At 63.5% G+C, this 17,558-nt stretch carries 14 protein-coding genes and 1 pseudogene; 7 read left to right on the forward strand and 8 right to left on the reverse strand.

Annotation, left to right across the window (positions count from 1 at the left end):
• Nucleotides 1–225: 225 nt before the first annotated feature.
• Nucleotides 226–333: pseudogene (locus RI103_RS27065) on the forward strand (alpha/beta hydrolase); the annotation flags it as partial.
• A 10-nt stretch (nucleotides 334–343) separates the two neighbouring features.
• On the opposite strand, the gene RI103_RS27070 reads toward RI103_RS27065, so the two are convergent.
• Both RI103_RS27070 and RI103_RS27075 read right to left on the reverse strand, forming a co-directional pair.
• Nucleotides 344–1,297 (reverse strand): M23 family metallopeptidase, encoded by a 954-nt coding sequence (locus RI103_RS27070; protein ID WP_310815531.1) that lies wholly within the window; start codon nucleotides 1,295–1,297, stop codon nucleotides 344–346.
• Between the two features lie 924 nt (nucleotides 1,298–2,221).
• Nucleotides 2,222–2,977 carry a DeoR/GlpR family DNA-binding transcription regulator gene (locus tag RI103_RS27075; protein ID WP_310815533.1) on the reverse strand — a complete coding sequence of 252 codons (756 nt, stop codon included), beginning with the start codon at nucleotides 2,975–2,977 and terminating at the stop codon, nucleotides 2,222–2,224.
• Between the two features lie 123 nt (nucleotides 2,978–3,100).
• Here RI103_RS27075 and RI103_RS27080 point away from each other — a divergent pair, with 123 nt between their 5' ends.
• Together RI103_RS27080 and RI103_RS27085 are read left to right on the forward strand one after the other, a co-directional pair.
• Nucleotides 3,101–3,688: an NUDIX domain-containing protein gene (locus tag RI103_RS27080; protein ID WP_310815535.1), complete on the forward strand. Its 588-nt coding sequence runs from the start codon at nucleotides 3,101–3,103 to the stop codon at nucleotides 3,686–3,688.
• 253 nt (nucleotides 3,689–3,941) lie between these two features.
• On the forward strand, nucleotides 3,942–4,241 hold the full coding sequence (locus RI103_RS27085) for a hypothetical protein (protein WP_310815537.1): 300 nt from the start codon (nucleotides 3,942–3,944) through the stop codon (nucleotides 4,239–4,241).
• A gap of 148 nt (nucleotides 4,242–4,389) precedes the next feature.
• Here the strand turns inward: RI103_RS27085 and RI103_RS27090 are convergent, their stop codons facing one another.
• Nucleotides 4,390–5,391, reverse strand: coding sequence for an aldo/keto reductase (locus tag RI103_RS27090; RefSeq protein ID WP_310815538.1), 1,002 nt, complete (start codon nucleotides 5,389–5,391; stop codon nucleotides 4,390–4,392).
• A gap of 151 nt (nucleotides 5,392–5,542) precedes the next feature.
• Nucleotides 5,543–6,703: a porin gene (locus tag RI103_RS27095; protein WP_310815540.1), complete on the reverse strand. Its 1,161-nt coding sequence runs from the start codon at nucleotides 6,701–6,703 to the stop codon at nucleotides 5,543–5,545.
• A gap of 525 nt (nucleotides 6,704–7,228) precedes the next feature.
• Here RI103_RS27095 and RI103_RS27100 point away from each other — a divergent pair.
• Together RI103_RS27100 and RI103_RS27105 are read left to right on the forward strand one after the other, a co-directional pair.
• Complete coding sequence (locus RI103_RS27100) at nucleotides 7,229–8,338, forward strand: OpgC domain-containing protein (RefSeq protein ID WP_310815541.1); 1,110 nt, start codon at nucleotides 7,229–7,231, stop codon at nucleotides 8,336–8,338.
• A 168-nt stretch (nucleotides 8,339–8,506) separates the two neighbouring features.
• The gene (locus RI103_RS27105; RefSeq protein ID WP_310815542.1) at nucleotides 8,507–9,397 is read left to right on the forward strand and encodes an alpha/beta hydrolase-fold protein; all 891 of its coding nucleotides are present in this window, start codon (nucleotides 8,507–8,509) and stop codon (nucleotides 9,395–9,397) included.
• A gap of 46 nt (nucleotides 9,398–9,443) precedes the next feature.
• Here RI103_RS27105 and RI103_RS27110 read toward each other — a convergent pair whose 3' ends face one another.
• The 3 genes from RI103_RS27110 to RI103_RS27120 all read right to left on the reverse strand — a co-directional run bounded on the left by RI103_RS27110 (nucleotide 9,444) and on the right by RI103_RS27120 (nucleotide 12,966).
• On the reverse strand, nucleotides 9,444–10,526 hold the full coding sequence (locus RI103_RS27110) for an AI-2E family transporter (protein WP_310815543.1): 1,083 nt from the start codon (nucleotides 10,524–10,526) through the stop codon (nucleotides 9,444–9,446).
• A gap of 18 nt (nucleotides 10,527–10,544) precedes the next feature.
• Nucleotides 10,545–11,351, reverse strand: coding sequence for an IS5 family transposase (locus RI103_RS27115; RefSeq protein ID WP_310815545.1), 807 nt, complete (start codon nucleotides 11,349–11,351; stop codon nucleotides 10,545–10,547).
• A gap of 463 nt (nucleotides 11,352–11,814) precedes the next feature.
• Nucleotides 11,815–12,966: an IS110 family transposase gene (locus RI103_RS27120; protein WP_310815546.1), complete on the reverse strand. Its 1,152-nt coding sequence runs from the start codon at nucleotides 12,964–12,966 to the stop codon at nucleotides 11,815–11,817.
• A 450-nt stretch (nucleotides 12,967–13,416) separates the two neighbouring features.
• Between RI103_RS27120 and RI103_RS27125 the strand changes: the two genes are divergently transcribed.
• Together RI103_RS27125 and RI103_RS27130 are read left to right on the forward strand one after the other, a co-directional pair.
• Nucleotides 13,417–13,698 (forward strand): DUF3331 domain-containing protein, encoded by a 282-nt coding sequence (locus RI103_RS27125; protein ID WP_310815547.1) that lies wholly within the window; start codon nucleotides 13,417–13,419, stop codon nucleotides 13,696–13,698.
• A gap of 273 nt (nucleotides 13,699–13,971) precedes the next feature.
• Nucleotides 13,972–16,548 (forward strand): adenosylcobalamin-dependent ribonucleoside-diphosphate reductase, encoded by a 2,577-nt coding sequence (locus RI103_RS27130; protein ID WP_310815548.1) that lies wholly within the window; start codon nucleotides 13,972–13,974, stop codon nucleotides 16,546–16,548.
• A 52-nt stretch (nucleotides 16,549–16,600) separates the two neighbouring features.
• Here RI103_RS27130 and RI103_RS27135 read toward each other — a convergent pair whose 3' ends face one another.
• A complete protein-coding gene (locus RI103_RS27135) occupies nucleotides 16,601–17,551 on the reverse strand; it encodes a DmsC/YnfH family molybdoenzyme membrane anchor subunit (RefSeq protein WP_310815549.1) in 951 nt (316 codons plus the stop codon).
• Nucleotides 17,552–17,558 lie beyond the last annotated feature (7 nt).

Below are 17,558 nucleotides of genomic sequence, written 5' to 3' on the forward strand. Positions count from 1 at the left end.
GATGCGCGACCGGGTCACGGTTGAATTTGCCTGGCTTTGCTGAATAAAACAAAGGTGAGCTTTTGCGGGAGACGTTCCGAGCAGGCTACGAAAAGCCGGTCAGCATGCTTCACGAAGCCCTGCCAACCAAGGTAAGCAGACTTTCTCGCGACGCTCGTCGCTATGCAAAACTGGCTTTTTCCCGAAAGCTAGACGTTTCGCGATCAGTTCGTGCGGTTCAACGTAGCCAGCATACCGGAAGCGCGCTTTCAGGCGGTCCCGAAAGCCGGTCACCTGATGCAGGAAGATGCGCCGGAAGCGATCATCGCCGCGGCGCTGCGGTGGTTCGATTGAGGGCTCGCGCCTAGCCGCGTCCTTGCGGCAGATAGGGCATGGGATCGATCGGCTTGCCGTCGCGTCGCAACTCGAAGCCCACCGAAACGCGCGAATTGTTTTCGTCGCCCATTTCGGCAATCTGCTGGCCCTGCACGACGATATCGCCAGTCTTGACCAGCAACTTGCGGTTGTGCGAGTAGGCGGTCAGAAAGTCCTTGTTGTGCTGGACGATGATAAGACTGCCGTAGCTGTTCAGCCCCGTGCCGGCGTACATCACCTTGCCATTGGCCGCGGCCCGCACCGGGTCGCCCGGCTTGCCGCCAATTTCGATGCCGCGCGTTTCGCCCGGCTGGAATCCCTCGACTACACGCCCGCCCGCCGGCCAGGCCAGCGATACGCCGTTCGCGTGCCGCGCGGTTTGCTGCGCCACTTCGCGTGCTTCAGCGGCGCTGAGCGCGGGCGACTGCACGGCTTGCGCGGACTGCGCCGCAGCCGGCGTGGATGCCGCCGACGCCGTTTGCCGTGCCGCGACCGAGGCCGCCGGCGCGGACGCCGCGGCGGCCTTCGCTGCAGCATTGGCCGCATTCACCGCCCGTACCGTTTCCGGCGACGCGACGTGCAGCACCTGTCCCGGCTTCAGGCGCGACGACGCCTTCAATCCATTCCACGCCTGCAACTGCTTCATGCTGCAATGGTGATGCTGCGCGATGCGCGCCAGGGTATCGCCACGCCTGACGCGATACACCAGCGGCGGCGATTTCTTGAGCAGCGCGCTCTGGTCGGCGCTGATCCCGGTCGGCGCGGCCGCTGTCGCATCGGACGTCGGTGCGCTTGCCGCCGGCACAGCGGACGCCGCCGCCGCGCCCGCAGCCGCGCCTGTCTGCGCGCCCTGCTGCCCCACATTCGCACAACCGCCGACCGCCAGCGCGACCCATACGCCAGCAAGACTGGCCATCATTGTTCTGTCGAAGCGCTTTCCCATCTTGTTCGACTCCTGCCTCGTTCATTGGCGACCTGGATGCCGCCTTGTCGCGTGCGATGCGCGCGCCCGGACGGCGCGCTGCTTCTTTTGCGACACGGCGAAGCCGCTTCGTGCGGCGCTCACCCATGCCCTGCCGACCAACCCAACCCTTCGCCTTCACAAGCTGCCGGATGCGCGGGACGCGCATGTGCAGCCCGCCAGATCAGCCAATCTTCCGCGAAAAGGGCCAGATTGCCGTTGAAAATTCAAGCGGAATTGTAAAGTGCGTTTTATAAAAAACGCGCCAACCCACACACTCTGATACAAACCTTACGCGCCGTATTGCAGACATCGTTGCGCGTGCAACCTGTACGACGGCGGCGCGTGCCCGTCGGGCATCCGCGTAACCGCCGCAAGTCCGGTCGTTACCGGCTTTCTTCATGCGCCACTGGCGGATAAACGTCCGCATCCGCACGCCGTGCAAACGCCCCCATGGCGAAGCCCCCGGCAAGCGCACGATACCGTTTGGTTTAACGGCAGAGTGCGGTCGAAACTTGAATTGTCAGCGGCGGCGGCCTTAGGCGTCGAATAAGAGTCGTGTCGGAACGCGGACGGACCGGCGTCCGCCTGGCTCGATGGAACGCGGCTAGCTGTAGTACTGCCTTGGTACTTCACGTAGCCGACCGGACGATGCGTGAAGGGCAGCACCGGCAGAACGGGATTGCGATTGTCTTCAGTGGGCCAGGCGCTGGCGTCGGGGGATGTATTCACCTTGAGCTTCAATTGGCTGCCCTGCGGCAAGGGCCGCGATTTTCGCGCTGACTCGCCGCAGGGTGCGTCAAATTTTGCGCTCCAGCTCGGAAATAGTGGATTGGGTATCGACCGTCAAATTCGCGGTTTCACAGCGGTTCTTGACGGCTTTCCCTTTTTAGTCAGTATGTCGAACTATGCGCGCATTATGCTGATGCCCAACACCTCGAACGGCGCGGTCAGCGCCTCGGCCGTATTCCGTTCGACAACGAGCGTGCTCGCTGCCGTCACGTCTGCGATCTTGTATGCCGAAGCCGCATTGAGTTTTTCCGCCGAAGCCAGCACCACCGTCTCCGCGGCATGTTCCGCGAACGCGCGTTTCACGTAGGCCTCTTCCATGTCGCCGGTGCTCAGGCCCGCTTGCGGATGCACGCCCGTCACGCCCATGAAATACAGGTCCGCGCGAATGTGACTGAGCGCTTCGATCGCCGCGGCGCCGACGTTGACCATCGAATGCCTGAACAGGCGGCCGCCGATCATCACGACCTCGAGTTCGGCATGCTCCGCGAGTTCGACGGCGATGCTCGGGCTATGCGTGACGATCGTCGCGCGCAAGTCACGCGGCAAATGGCGCGCCAGTTGCACCGCGGTCGTGCCGCCATCGACGAACGCAATCTGGCCAGGCGCGATCATGCCCGCCGCCGCCCGGCCGATCGACGCTTTCGACGTCGACTCGATACGCTCGCGCCCGGCAAAGTCCACCGCCGCCGGCGACGCCGGCAATGCGCCGCCGTGCACGCGCTGAAGCTGGCCCTCGGCGGCGAGTTCGCGCAGATCGCGGCGAATCGTGTCCTCGGAAACCTCGAATTCGGCGCTCAAGGATTTGGCGATCACCTGCCCGTTGCGCTTGAGCGCTTCCAGTATCAGTTGCTTTCTTTGCGACGTAAGCACGGCGGCGGTTCTCGGCGAGTTCCAATGATTTGCACGAAATTACTTGTTTTTGCACGATATCGCACGATACCATGATTCGCAGGCGGGACGAACCGCATTTTCCGATCGAACAGGATGCGAGCCATGAATGAAATCGCCGGGCGAGTCAGGATTGTCGACGTCGAGGTGTTGTCGGACGACTGGTACGTGCTGAAGAAGACCACCTTCGACTACCAGCGCGCCGACGGCAGCTGGCAACGCCAGAGCCGCGAAACCTACGACCGCGGCAACGGCGCGACGCTGCTGCTCTACGAACCGCATCAACGCACCGTCGTGCTGACCCGGCAATTCCGCCTGCCGGCGTTCGTCAACGGTCACCACGGCATGCTGATCGAGACGCCGGCCGGGCTACTGGAGGCCGCGTCGCCCGAAGAACGGATTCGCGCGGAAGTGGAGGAAGAAACGGGCTACCGCGTGCACGACGTCCGCAAGGTATTCGAGGCCTTCATGAGTCCGGGCTCGGTCACGGAGAAACTGCACTTTTTCGTCGCTGAATACGATGCGGTGGCGAAAGTCGGCGCGGGTGGCGGCCTCGCCGACGAAGGCGAAGATATCGAAGTGCTGGAGCTGCCGGTGGACGAAGCGCTGGCGATGATCGGGCGCGGCGAGATCGTCGACGGCAAGACCATCATGCTGTTGCAGTACGCCAAGCTGAATCTGTTCGGCACGTAGCCGGAACGTGGCGAATTCATACGCTTTTTCGGACTCATCCTACCTGGCATTAGGAAAGGGACGATAGGTTGGACAAGGCAATAAAAATATTCTTACGCGTTCCATTGAGGTCGACCGGCGCCGCAGTCAAGGCGGCGCCGGTTTATCGAATGGAAAATCCTTTCCGTCAGAATATTTTTAATTCGCCGCCTTTATCAGCCCGGCGAATAAAGCCGAGGTTCAAGTGGATTCTCTCAGTTCAGCAAACCGGTTCATGAATGGTTTTTTCTTCAGCACGGTGATTGCCGCCGCTATTATGGTGTTGTTGTGCAATGCCGGTGAATTTTCGCCATTTATGGCCAAACTGCATGCGCTGGAGAAGATTATTATCACCGCGATGATTTCCATTGTAATCGTCGATGCGAAACCATTGGCCTATAAAACCGTCTGGCGCGAGCGCCGTTGCAGCTTCGTGCTCGATGAAGATATCAACGCCACGCTTCGCGGCCGGACTTTCGGTATTCCATTCGGCGTGCTAGTCGGCATTCTGATTCAGAATTACGTGATGAATTGAGCGTTAATCCGGTTCAATAGGCCGCCCGATATTCACGATCTTCAATTCGCGCGCCTTGAATGACAGCCGATCATTCAAGGCGCGCGTTTTGTTTACCTTTCCCCTTTCACACCGCCGCCGCCACGCAATCGATCAACCGGCGACCCGATCAATGGCCGCCGCGCTCGCTGTCCAGATGCGCCATCTGCACGTCGTTGTAGCGCGAGCCGGCGACGGCTTCCGGCGGAATCGCGGCTTCGATGCGCGCCAGTTCGTCGGCGCTCAGGTTCAAGCCGGTGGCGCGGAGCGCGTCCGTCAACTGGCTGCGGCGCCGGGCGCCGACCAACGGCACGATGTCGTCGCCGCGTGACAAGGCCCATGCAATCGCCAGTTGCGCCGGATTGGTGCCGCGCGCGTCGGCGATGGCGCGCAATGTTTCGACCAGCGCCAGATTGCGCTCGAGGTTCTCACCCTGAAACCGCGGGCTCACGCTGCGGAAATCCTTCTGCGTACTGCGCTCTTTCGACCACGCGCCGCTCAGCAAACCACGCGACAACACGCCATACGCGGTAATGCCGATCCCCAGTTCACGGCACACCGGCAAGATTTCGGCCTCGATTCCACGCGACATCAGCGAGTATTCGATCTGCAGATCGGCAATCGGCGCGACGGCCCGCGCCCGGCGCAGCGTGTGCGCGCCGACCTCCGACAAACCGATCTGGCGCACGTAACCTTCCTTGACCAGATCGGCGACGGCGCCGACGGTATCCTCGACCGGCACCGTCGGGTCGAGTCGCGCGGGACGGTAAATGTCGACATAGTCGGTGCCCAGCCGCCTCAGCGTGTACGCGAGGAAATTGCGCACCGCCGCCGGCCGCGCGTCGAAGCCGATCCAGCCGCCGGCCGGATCACGCATCCCGCCGAATTTCACGCTGACCACCACGTTCTCACGCTGGCGCCCTTGCAGCGCGTCGCGGATCAGCATTTCGTTGTGGCCCATGCCGTAGAAGTCGCCGGTGTCGAGCAGCGTGATACCGGCGTCGAGCGCCGCGTGAATCGTGGCGATGCTTTCGTCGCGGTCGGCCGGGCCGTACAGATCGGACATGCCCATGCAGCCGAGGCCGATGGCGGAAACTCGCGGACCCTGCTGGCCCAGTTGACGTGTGTTCATTGCGTGCATTCCCGAGCTCGTTTGATCGTGTTGGGGATGGCGGCGGACCGGCCTGATTGAAAGACAACTTCGAAGCCGGATTCGCCACGCCTGATGCGCATTTTGCGCCGGACCCATGAAGTGATAAAGGCGCGGCGTTCAACCGGATTGGTCAGAACTTGTGGCGGATCGCCGCGCGCACCACCACCTGCTTCGACGTCGATGAAGGAGACTGCGTGCCGACCGAGAAGGCATCGTCCAGAATCGAATAGGTCGAGTCGCCGGTCACCTGCTGATACTCGCCCTGAATGTAGACGTCGGTGCGTTTGGACAGGTTGTAGTCCGCCATCAAGCCGAACGAGTGAATTTTCGGCTTCACGCCGCCGGTCGAGGCGTCGTAGGTTTCCATCGTGTACACGTACTGCGCGCCGACAAACAGCATCGGCGTGATCTGATACTTGCCGTTCACCTCGAAGTTCTGATACTTCAGCGAGTTCAGCAGCACGCCCGGCGGCACGAGCGGCGTCACGCCGAGATAGCCGTTGCCGGTCGGATCCAGATAGTTCGAATTGGTGTAGACGAAGCCGGCCGTCGCCGGTCCGAACGTGTAGGTAATGCCGCCGCCGAACACGCGCATGCGGGCGGCAATGAAGCTGGCGTCGTTCGCCGTGATCGCGCCGTTCGCGCCGTTGCCGGGGTTGTTGGCCTGCAGATACGCCGCGGCCACCAGCAGGCCGCCATAGGCATACTGGCCGCCGAAACTGTACGCGCGATTGTTGGCGAAGTTGGTGTCGTTGCTGAAGCTATAGATGCCGCCGAACTGGAAGCCGGACAGCGACGGACTCGTGTACTTGACCGAGTTGTCGAGGCGAAACGAGTTGTCCGTATTGTCGTTGTCGTACGGATGCGAGAAGAGCGAGCCGGCCCAGTTGCCGTTGGCCGTGGTCTGAGCCAGATAATCGACCACCGAATCGTACTGGCGGCCGAACGTCAACGTGCCGTAGCGCTCCGCGCTCAAGCCGACGAAGGCCTGACGGCCGAACATCCGGCCGCCCTGGTTGAGCCGCCCGGAACTCACGTCGAAACCGTTTTCCAGCTGGAAGATCGCCTTGAGGCCGCCGCCCAGTTCCTCGGCGCCCTTCAGCCCCCAGCGGCTGCCTTGCGCAAAGCCGCTCGCCAGCTCATAGACATGGCCGCGGCCGACATTGTTGGTGTAGTTGATGCCTTCGTCGAGTACGCCATACAGCGTCACGCTCGTCTGCGCCGAGGCGGGCGCGGCAAAAGCGGCGGACATAGCGGTGGAGACAGCTAGCGCGAACACTTGCTTGTTCATGACGATCTCCCTGCACTCGAGCAATGGGACAACTCGATCCGGCCGCTTTGTTCTTTGCGCCTCTCAAGGTGCTGCACCGACCTCGACGCGCTTTACGGAAATCCTCACACGCCGTTAGCCGTCCGTCCATTGGGTGTCGTGTCGATATCTCAAAACGTTGCGAAATCTCCACTTGGTGCGGCAGCCCCTTTTGTCACGGCGCTCATTCAGGTAAACGGCGCAACGCCGCGCGGACTTGATACCGGCTGCGGATGAGGTCCGCTGACTTGCCCTGCCTCAAAGCAGATTTGTCACGAAAAGAAATATAATCGCAAGCTTCTTGCGGCGGCGCAGCGGAACTACGCGCCGTCCCGAGGGGTCACTTTTACTGCCCCCTGCAACCGCGCCACGTCCGGCCGGTTGAAAGCGGCGACGCGGGTCGCGTATCCGCCGCAGCATCCCAATCCAATTTCCAGAAGCCTTGTGAGACGCCCGCCGCGCTAGCCTAGCGCGCCGTCGCACGGGGTTTGCCTTTGGCACAACACAATGCAAAAATCGCCGTCCCGCCTGATCGAACTCGATTTTTTTCGAGGGCTGGTCCTTCTGATCATCGTCGTCGATCACATCGGCGGCAGCATTCTGTCGCGCGTCACGCTGCACGCTTACGCGCTTTGCGACGCCGCCGAGGTCTTCGTGTTCCTCGGCGGCTTCGCCACCGCCACGGCCTACGCCGCGCTGGCCGAACGGCGCGACGAGACGATCGCGCGCAGCCGCTTCCTGCGGCGCTCGCTGGAAATCTATCGCGCGTTCCTCGTCACCGCCGCGCTGATGCTGCTGGTCAGCTCCGTGCTCAGCGCGTTGCGCATCGACGGACCGAATCTCGCCACCGCCGATCTCGACGATCTGATGGACACCCCGCTCGCGGCGCTCGGCGACATCCTGCTATTGCGCCGCCAGCCGTATCTGGCCTCGGTACTGCCCATGTACGTGTTCTTCGCCCTGCTGGTGCCGATGATCCTGCCGCTCGCGCGCAGCAAGCCGTGGCTGCTGCTGGCCGGCAGCGTCGCGCTGTGGGCCGGCGCTCCGGCAATCGACGCCTACCTGCCCGCCGCGCCGGACATGCACTGGGACTTCAATCCATTCGCCTGGCAATTGCTGTTCGTGCTCGGCGTGCTGGCCCGTTGCCAGCCGGTCTATCAGCGCGTGAGCGCGCACCGTCTGAGCTGGCTCGTCAGCCTGCTGGCGCTCGCCGTGGTCGCGGCCGCGGCGTACTACAAACTCTTTATCGAACGCGAACCGCTCGATGGCAGCCTCAAGCAAAACCTCTCCTACCTGCGCGCGATCAATTTCCTCGCCATTGCATGGCTCGTCGCGAATCTGATTCAGCTTGGCTGGGCGAAGAAGCTCGCGCAATGGATGCCGTGGGTCGGCGTGATCGGCCGCCACGGATTGCTGTGCTTCATCGCCGGGGCCGTGATCTCGCTCACGGTCGATTCCGTGTTGTATGCCGCGACGGATGGCTATCTGAACTATCCGCTCGGACTGCTCGCGGATGCGATCGCGATCGGCGCGCTGTTCGCGGTGGCGCTGGGTGTGGAACCGCTCAAGCGTCTAGCCGGCCGGTTGTATAGCGGGTGGCTTCGAATGTCGCCCTGAGCGGCGTGCGTACATAAGGCGTGGGCGATTCCCCAACCACCCAGCTACTCAGGTGCTCAGCCACTTTCCATACCGCCGCCGGCTGAACCTGCTGATGCTCAAAATTCACTGCCGATGCTGATAGCATAACGGCCGCGCGCGACCTGCGCCGCAGCCTCCTACTCTGACATGCGTCTATTCCTACATTCCGCCTTCGTTGCGCTTTGCGCAGCCGCGACCAGCGCGCCGGTGCTCGCCAGCACGGTGATCAGCCGCAGCTTCCATTCCGACGCCCTCGGCCGCGACTGGGCCTACACGATCTATCTGCCGACCGGCTATCGGCATGACGCCGCCCGCCTGCCCGTGCTGTATCTCCTGCACGGCAACAACGGCGACGCCATCGACTGGATCACGCAAGGCCATCTGCAGGCCGCGGCCGACGCGCTGATCGAACACAAGGACATGCCGCCCGTCGTGATCGTGATGCCGCAAGGCGGCACGGATTGGTACGTCGATCGCAAGGAGAAGATGGAGACCGCGTTCTTCGACGATCTGCTGCCCGAGATCGAAGCGCGCTACGCGGTCTCGACGCAACGCGGCGGACGCATGATCGGCGGCGTCTCGATGGGCGGCTTCGGCGCGCTGCGCTATGCGATGACGCAACCGGAGCGCTTTTGCGGCGCGCTGCTGCTGAGCCCCGCGATCTATCCGAACGAGCCGCCGCGCGCGTCGGCCGCACGCCGCGTCGGCGTGTTCGGCGAGCGCGAGTTCGACGCGCGTGTCTGGCACGAACTCAACTATCCGGCGCAATGGGACCGTTACATGAGCCAGCCGTACCGTCTGCCGATGTTCATCGCCGCCGGCGACGACGACCTCGCGATCCAGGCCGATGCGTCATCGCTGTATACGCGCCTGCGGCTGGCGGGCAATCCGGCGGCGCTGCGCATTATCGACGGCGGCCACACGTGGGACGTCTGGAGCGCGCTGCTGCCCGCCGCGCTCAAGTACACGCTCGGCTGCGTAAAGTTGCAACCGCAACAGCCGTCGCCGCTGGAACACCCTTCGTATCAGCGGCCCTGAACGGTTCCGCAGTAGTGCCCGAAGCGGGTCTGGAAATACCGTGCGACTATTGCACGAGGTCGGTCCACAACACCATCAGCACGGTCATCAGCGCGGGACCGATGAAGATGCCGAGCAGCCCGAACGTTTCCGCGCCGCCGAGAATGCCGAACAGCACGAGCAGGAAGGGCAAACGCGTCGAGTTGCCGATCAGCACCGGCCGCACGAAGTGCTCGGCGATGAACACCACGACGGAGCCGAACACGGCAAGGCCGATGCCCGCCGCCACCGAGCCTTGCGCGACCAGCCACAAGGCCGCGAGACCGAAGGTGATCGGCGCGCAGAACGGCAGCATCGCGGCGATCGCGGTGACGAGCGCGAGCAGCGCGACATGCGGCAGGCCCGTCACGAAATAGGCGACGCCCATCAACGCGCCCTCGCCGAGTCCGACCACGACCAGTCCCGACACCGTGCCGCGCACCGCCGTGGCCATACGTAGCAGAAGCTGCGCGCCGTCGTCGCCGAAGCAGCGCCGCATGCCTTTGAGCAGCGAGCCCGATAACCGCGGCCCCGCCTGAAAGATCACGAACAACGTGATCAGCATGAAGCCGAACACCGCCACGGCATGCACCGCGCGCGCGCCGAAGTGCCGGCCGAGCGTCATCACGGTGGTGCTGTGCAGTCCTTTCATGGCGGCCGAGTCGCGCAGCGGCTGAGCGAGGTTGGCCTGCCACCACGTCGAAGCCTGCTGCACGCCGAACGGCAGATGCTGAATGAAATCCGGCAGCGGGATGCCGTTTTCCTGCGCGTCCTTGAACCACTCGTTCATGTCATGCGCTTCGCGTAGCGCCTGGGCAATGCCGATGCCCACCGGCAACACGACCAGTAACGCGATCGCGAGCGTCAGCACCACCGCGATCAGCGTCGTGCGTCCGGTGAACCAGCGGTTGCGCTCGACCCGGCGCAGCAGCGGCCACAGCGCAATCGCAATCACCGCGGCCCATGCCGCCACCGCGATGAAATCGCGCGCGACCCACAGCGCCAGCAGCACCAGTCCGATGTACAGCACGAGCGAGGCCGCTTTCTGCTTCTTCTGGCGGTCCCACGCGTCCGGTGCTTCAGGAGATGCAATAGGCGGGCGTGAATTCATGTGAGCTCTTAGAGGGTGTTAGGCACTTTTGTTAAGGGTTGCAAAGTGAACAAGCATAAGCACGGAGAATACGACGAAGTGCAAACCGGCCAGGGTTTCGGGCAATCGCTCATAGTCTCTGGCCAATCGTCGGAAGCGGTTGAGCCAGCCGAAGCTGCGCTCGACCACCCAGCGGCGCGGCAACAGCACGAAGCCCTTTTTCGCCTCCGACAGCTTGATTACCTGAAGCTCGATTCCTTCATCGAGTGCTGCCTGCGCAGGCTCTTCGCCGGTGTATCCCTGGTCGGCGAACGCCACCTTGACCGTCTGGCCCGTGGCCTGTTGAACCTGACGCGCCAGTTCTCCGACCTGCGCGCGTTCCTGTTCGTTGGCCGGCGTAACATGCACAGCAAGCAATTGCCCCAAGGTATCAACCGCCATGTGGACTTTGCTGCCGCGTTTGCGTTTGTAGCCGTCGTAACCAGCCCGAGGTCCACTCTCGCAGGTCGACTGCAGCGTGCGCCCGTCGAGAATGACCGCGCTGGGCTGGCCCTGACGGCCCTGCGCAACCCGGATGATCGAACGCAGGTCATTCACCATGGCCTCGAAGCAGCCTGCCTGAATCCAGCGCTGCGTCTGCTGGTAGACCAGTTCCCACGGTGGAAAGTCATTGGGCAACAAACGCCACGGCGCACCTGCGCGTACGATCCACCGCAGCGCGTTGAACATCTCGCGCAGTTCGTAACGGCGTTGCGGTGCGTCCTTGTTCATCAAAGTCAGGTACGCAGCGGCGAAGTACCACTCTTCGTCCGACACATCCGTTGGGTAGGGCCTGCGTTTTTTCATCCTGCCAGGATACCAGGTCCGACCAAAAGTGCCTAACACGCTCTTCTATGGGGAGCTGAAAGTCAAGCCCGGTTCTAAACATTCTGTTATGCGAAGTAAACCTCCTTGTCCGGTCTCTACGGCCGGCCTGCGCGGTCACCTACCATGACCAGGCGCAGGCCGGCCGTAGAGACCGTTGCGTAAAGGACGGTACCGAAGCTCATCGCGTACACCTTGTTGCAGCCTTGGCATGTCAATGTCATTCAGGTCAGGGTGTCTGTTGACCGGTCAGTGCCGGGTCGACCTTCTATCCGTGCCGGCCTGACAGGCCGGTCACCTCATGCCGCATGCGCGAAGCGCTGGCGCTACCCTGTTACCGACGCGCCCCATCTAGGGAAACGGCCACCCGCAATGGGTAGCCCGAGCGTGTTCCGGGCGCGTTGACCTTTACATGCTGTTGCTGCATCCGATGTCATTCAGTGATTCAGGCCCTCACGGTGTTGACGTCGCGCGGTTTGAGTAGCGCACCGGCGGGGATCTCGCCGTGCTCGAGATAACGCCACAGGGCGATCGCCAGACGGCGTGCGAGCGCGACGATACCGATGCGCCGCATCCGCTTGCCGGTACCGGCAAAGCGCTCGTTGAACCAGTGGCTGAGCTGGCTGCCGGGCTGCAGGCGCAGCCAGCTCCAGGCGAGCTCGACCATCAGCCAGCGACATCGCCGGTTGCCCGCCTTGCTGATACCGAGTTCAACCTCGCTGGTGCCGCTGGCGTACGGCGTGGGCGTCAGGCCCAGACAGCCGGCCACTTCGCGGCGGTTGCGAAACTGCCGCCAGCCGAACAGTTCCCTGACGAGCGTCCACGCGCTGCCGGCACCGATGCCGGCAAGCTGTGCGAGCAGCGCCATGCCGGGATGTGCGCCGCTGCGCACCTGCCGCTCCTGCTGCACTTCGAGCAGACGGATCTGCTTGTGCACCAGCACGAGCCGCTCACATTCGCGGTCAATCTCGGCGCGCAGACCGGGCGCCAGCAACTCGCGCTGACGGGTCCACCAGTGCGTCCAGATGCGGCCGCCGACAGACCGGACCCGAAGGTTGTGCAGTACCAGCAGGGAGCGGATCCGGTTGGTGTGTGCGGTCTGCTCTTTGCGCAGGCGTTCGAGCTCGCGGTGCAGGCGCCGGTCGTCCTCCTGCTCGGGCGTGGGAATGCGTGCCACCGCCCACACGCGCCGCTCGCCCGCGTAATAGCGCATGAGCATCGACAGCAGCTTGTCGCTGTCAAGCCGGTCTGTCTTGGCGCGACGCGCACGGCGGTTCACCTCGATGCTGGCCGAATCCACCACGAGATTGACGATGCCCTGTTCAGCCAGCCAGCGGTGCAGCCAGAAACCGTCGCGGCCTGCTTCATAACAGCTGTAGACGGGTGCGTCGGCGCCGAGATGGCAACGCGCCCTGGCGTTGGCGATGGCGGTGAGAACCGCGGCGGTATCGCCGGCGGCGACCGTACAGCGGCTGGGCGCGCGCTGGCCATCACCGAGTGAGAGCTTCCAGTTCTTCTCGCCCAGTTCAAAAGCCATGTACAGGCGGCCACCTGCCGTCGTATTCTGCCCACGGAGGGCTGTGTCAGGCGTATCCATTTGCGTGCTCCTTCGGAGAAAACGAGTGTGCAAGTCCCGTTTTACTCCAGTCGGGCTTTCTGTCGCTGCCCTCCCACATAGCATCTAGGGTGTGTGACGAAGCCCGCAAGGGGCATGCCTCGGTGTGTGCGCGCGAGCCGACTGGAAAAATGCGAAACCACTACACTGGCATTGCACGGTCGCTCGTCAATAACCACATCTTAAAGGAAGCACCGGCGCCCTTTTGCCGATGGCACGCTTGTCTCGCTGCGTACAACACTGCGTTGCAAAAATCCGCCCTATCGTAAATTCACGTTAACGATGACCCGCGAAGGCCCGTCTTTTCGGGATAGCGCGAATGTCAAGTTTCATTGTTGCTGTTTGAAGAACAGTGTTTCAACGGCGACACAATGGCTATCCAGCGCGTGCGGGACTACATTCGCCACACCACACAATACGGAGCCGACGACGATGACCCTGGAGTCCATCCCCCTTGACGGTGCCAATGGCGTACGCATTGAGATTCTCGAGCGCTCGGACACGACGCTGGTGATTCGCTGGGTCGAACCGGGAAAATGTCATTACGGCGAGCAGCGGTGGCGGCGCAGGTCGGCACATACGTCCGGAACATGCGCGGTGTCGCGCCGCAAGATTCGCCGCGGCGACGCGGTGTTCAAACCCGCCGAGCGGCCGGCGCCTTTGAATGCTTCCGCGATGATTTGCGCTGAATTGCTGGAGTGCGTCGAGGCCTGAGCCTCAATCTTCCTGCCTGCGTCGCGCGTGAATTCCGCCCGACGTGCCTGACGCGCCGATCTGCCCGGCGCACCAACCCACATAGCGGCACGCGCAACGCGTGACCCGCTCCGCGCCGTGGGTAAAACACCCTCTGATTGCGGCCCTTCGCCTCGTGCGTTAAGGTGGACCTCGTTGCGCCAGGTCATCCTGCCGGCTCCACGCATGGCGCTATAGTGACCCGCACTTCCACCCACCGCGCCGTGCCCTTGCGGCGCCGATTGAGGGCATACCATGGCCGAAGACACGCCGGAAACCCGCGCGCAAATAGCGCCCCCCGCGCCTCCCGCTCCACTCGTCGCACCGCAACAATTCTCCCTCGACGTCCTGCTCGAGAAATACGCGAAAGGCGATGAACAATCGGCCGACGACGTCTTCAGGCGCGTCGCGCGCGGCGTCGCCGAGGCCGAACCGCAAGCGCTGCGCGAATCGGTCGAGGCGCTCTTCGCGGACAATCTGCGGCACGGCGCGCTCGGCGCCGGCCGCATCATGAGCGCGGCGGGCACCGGCATTGCGGCCACACTGATCAATTGCTTCGTGCAGCCCGTGGGCGACGCGATTCAGGGCGTCGACGATCAAGGCCTGCCCGGCATTTACGTCGCCTTGCTGCAGGCGGCCGAAACCATGCGCCGCGGCGGCGGTGTCGGCTACAACTTCTCGGCGATCCGTCCCAAGGGCGCGCGCGTTCACACCACCAGTTCGTCCGCCTCCGGTCCGTGCAGCTATATGGATGTGTTCGACGCGTCGTGCCGCACGGTCGAGAGCGCCGGTTCGCGGCGCGGCGCGCAGATGGCCGTGCTCGACTGCAATCACCCCGACCTGCTCGAGTTCATCGAGGCCAAGCATTCGAAAGGCCGCTGGAACAACTTCAACGTCTCGGTCGGCGTGACCGATGAATTCATGCGCGCCGTCGAAGAAGATCAGCCCTGGCAACTCGTGCATCGCGCCGAGCCTTCACCGGCCCAGCGCGCGGCCGACGACGTGCGGCAACGCGAAGACGGTCTGTGGGTCTACAGCGAACGCCCAGCGCGCGCGATCTGGGATCGCATCATGCGCTCCACTTACGACGTCGCGGAACCCGGCATTGTGTTCATCTCGCGCATGAACGAGGACAACAATCTGCGCGCCGTCGAAACCATCCGCGCCACCAATCCGTGCGGCGAACAACCGCTGCCGGCCTATGGCTGCTGCAACCTCGGGCCATTGAATCTCACGCGTTTCGTGATCGACCCGTTCGCGCAGATGAAAGGCCGCAAGCCTTCGTTCGACTGGGACGGCCTCGCCAAACGCACGCGCACGCAGGTGCGCTTTCTCGACAACGTGCTCGATGTCACGCTGTGGCCGTTGCCGCAACAATACGACGAGTCGCACGCCAAACGGCGCATCGGCGTGGGCTTCACCGGCCTCGGCGACACGCTCGTCATGCTCGGCCTGCGCTACAACTCGCAGGAAGGCCGCGACTTCGCTGTACGCATCGCGCAACTGATGCGCGACGAAGCGTATCGCGCGTCCGTGGAACTGGCGCGCGAGCGCGGCGCGTTCCCGCTCTTCGACGCCGCGGGTTATCTGGAAGCCGGCACGTTCGCCTCGCGCCTGCCCGAAGACATCAAAGAGGCGATCCGCCGCGATGGCATTCGCAACAGCCATCTTCTCTCCATCGCACCGACCGGGACGGTGAGCCTCGCCTTCGCGGACAATGCGTCGAACGGCATCGAGCCGGCCTTCTCGTGGACCTACACGCGCATGAAGGTCATGGCAGACGGCGGCCGCGAATCCTTCGACGTCGAAGACTACGCGTACAGGCTTTATCGCGAGTTGGGTGGCGACACGAACAAACTGCCGGACTATTTCGTCAGCGCGCTGGAGATGTCGGCGCGCGACCATCTCGACATGATGGCGGCCGTGCAGCCGTATGTGGACACATCGATCTCGAAGACGGTGAACGTGCCTGGCGACTACCCGTTCGAAGCGTTCGAAAGCCTCTACTTCGACGCGTGGAAAAACGGCCTCAAGGGTCTCGCTACCTACAGGCCCAACGAAACGCTCGGCGCGGTGCTTAGCGTGAGCCCGCCGCAAGCCGACGACACGCTGACCGAGAGCGATCTCGATCCGCTGCGTATCGCGATCGATCATCGGCCCAAAGGCGAGCTGCCCGCGATCATCGAGAAGGTCGAATATCTGACGCAGGCGGGCAAGAAGTCGCTTTATGTGGCGGTATCGTTCATCGAGGTCACAGGACGGCTGGGCGGTGAAGACGTCACCATCGAGCGGCCTATCGAGTTCTTCATTCCGACCGGTCAGCGCGACGAATCGCAGCAATGGATCACGGCGACGATGCGTTCGCTGTCGTTGGCGGCGCGCGGCGGTTTCGTCGCGCGTAACCTGCAGGACATGCGCAAGGTCTCGTGGGATCGCGGCCAGGTCCGGCTCGGCGAGGTCCAGCGTCTCGATGGGCACCGCACGCCGCGCTGGCACGATTCGGAGGTGGCCGCCCTCGCCTTCGCGATCCAGCAGATTCTGCATAGGCGTGGTTTTCTCGATGCCGAAGGAAACCAGGTGCCCTCGCGCATGCTGGCGCGTTTGCCGCGCGGACAGATGCGGGCCGAGACGGCGTTGCCGGCGGACTTCGGCATTCGTCCGCATCCGGTCGAAACTGATGCCGATGCGCTCGCATTGACCCAGCCCGGCGGAACGCAAGGGCTGCATACGATGCTCGGGCGCAAGTGCGGGTCATGCGGGGCGAATGCGGTGATTCGCAAAGATGGGTGCGACTTCTGCACCGCGTGCGGTGAGGTGGGTGCGTGCGGGTAGATGCTGCGCCTCGCGATCGGGTTGATCGTGCGGCGCGGCGCGAACCCGCCGCTCAGCCAACCCTCGCGTAATAAAGATTCTGCGGATGCTTCGCTTCGGCAAAGAAAAACCAGCGCTCCGCCACCAGCCCAGCGTATTGCACGAGACACGCCGCGGCCAGCAAGCCGAGCGAAACGCCGATCGAATGCAGGCTCGCGCCGAGCGCCATCAACACGATCGGCGCGACGAACGCTGCCGCGAGGAAGCCCCATTTGACACCGCGCAGCGTGCCTGCCGATTTGCCGTGAAAGAACTCGTGCAAATTGAACGCACCGGCGGTAAAACCGCGCGACACCTGCACCAGCTTCGGATTGCGAATGCCGGTGGCGCTCTGCACCGTCGACTTCGGCCGCAAGCGCGCATTGCGCACGAGCGACGCCGAGCGGCTCACGCAGCCCGCGAGCGTCAACACGCATGCGCAAACCGCCAGCCCCGCGGTCAACTCGGGCACGAACCAGGCGGTCAAGGCTGTCGCCAAGGTAAAGCCCGACGCGCAGCCGAGCAGCGCGAAGTTCACCAGCGTGAGCGGCGTCGCCCACTCCTGCAGAAAGCGCAGACACGCGTAGATCATCGCCGTGCAGACGAACAGCGCCGCGCTCGCCAGCACGCCGAGCCAGCCGATTGCGAGCGCCCAGGGCGAGCCGAACCAGTGCGCGACGCCATAGAAAAACGCGCAGGCGAGAAACGCAGGCAGGCACAGACATTCGCGCGACAACCAGGAGGTGCGCCACATGGCGATCGCGCGCCATGCGCGTTCGGGATGGCCGAGATGGAAGAACGACGCGATCAGTCCGAGCCCGCCCAACACCACCGACACACCCGCGCCGGTGATATAGAACGCATCGGCGGGCGATGCGAGCAGACCCAGATGCGCGGCGGTTTCCACGCCGACGAGCGCGATCAGCAGGCCCTGCGCCGCGCCGCTCAAAGTGGTCAGAAAAACCACGGAGAATGCGGGATTCATTGTGAGG

It is taken from the genome of Paraburkholderia sp. FT54 (assembly GCF_031585635.1).
Taxonomy (GTDB): domain Bacteria; phylum Pseudomonadota; class Gammaproteobacteria; order Burkholderiales; family Burkholderiaceae; genus Paraburkholderia.

What these genes read in the sequence shown, in the direction of transcription:
- RI103_RS27070 (WP_310815531.1), bottom strand. Translation starts at nt 1,297, where the DNA reads ATGGGAAAGCGCTTCGACAGAACAATGATGGCCAGTCTTGCTGGCGTA.
- RI103_RS27080 (WP_310815535.1), top strand. Translation starts at nt 3,101, where the DNA reads ATGAATGAAATCGCCGGGCGAGTCAGGATTGTCGACGTCGAGGTGTTG.
- RI103_RS27085 (WP_310815537.1), top strand. Translation starts at nt 3,942, where the DNA reads ATGAATGGTTTTTTCTTCAGCACGGTGATTGCCGCCGCTATTATGGTG.
- RI103_RS27090 (WP_310815538.1), bottom strand. Translation starts at nt 5,391, where the DNA reads ATGAACACACGTCAACTGGGCCAGCAGGGTCCGCGAGTTTCCGCCATC.
- RI103_RS27095 (WP_310815540.1), bottom strand. Translation starts at nt 6,703, where the DNA reads ATGAACAAGCAAGTGTTCGCGCTAGCTGTCTCCACCGCTATGTCCGCC.
- RI103_RS27100 (WP_310815541.1), top strand. Translation starts at nt 7,229, where the DNA reads ATGCAAAAATCGCCGTCCCGCCTGATCGAACTCGATTTTTTTCGAGGG.
- RI103_RS27105 (WP_310815542.1), top strand. Translation starts at nt 8,507, where the DNA reads ATGCGTCTATTCCTACATTCCGCCTTCGTTGCGCTTTGCGCAGCCGCG.
- RI103_RS27110 (WP_310815543.1), bottom strand. Translation starts at nt 10,526, where the DNA reads ATGAATTCACGCCCGCCTATTGCATCTCCTGAAGCACCGGACGCGTGG.
- RI103_RS27115 (WP_310815545.1), bottom strand. Translation starts at nt 11,351, where the DNA reads ATGAAAAAACGCAGGCCCTACCCAACGGATGTGTCGGACGAAGAGTGG.
- RI103_RS27120 (WP_310815546.1), bottom strand. Translation starts at nt 12,966, where the DNA reads ATGGATACGCCTGACACAGCCCTCCGTGGGCAGAATACGACGGCAGGT.
- RI103_RS27125 (WP_310815547.1), top strand. Translation starts at nt 13,417, where the DNA reads ATGACCCTGGAGTCCATCCCCCTTGACGGTGCCAATGGCGTACGCATT.
- RI103_RS27130 (WP_310815548.1), top strand. Translation starts at nt 13,972, where the DNA reads ATGGCCGAAGACACGCCGGAAACCCGCGCGCAAATAGCGCCCCCCGCG.
- RI103_RS27135 (WP_310815549.1), bottom strand. Translation starts at nt 17,551, where the DNA reads ATGAATCCCGCATTCTCCGTGGTTTTTCTGACCACTTTGAGCGGCGCG.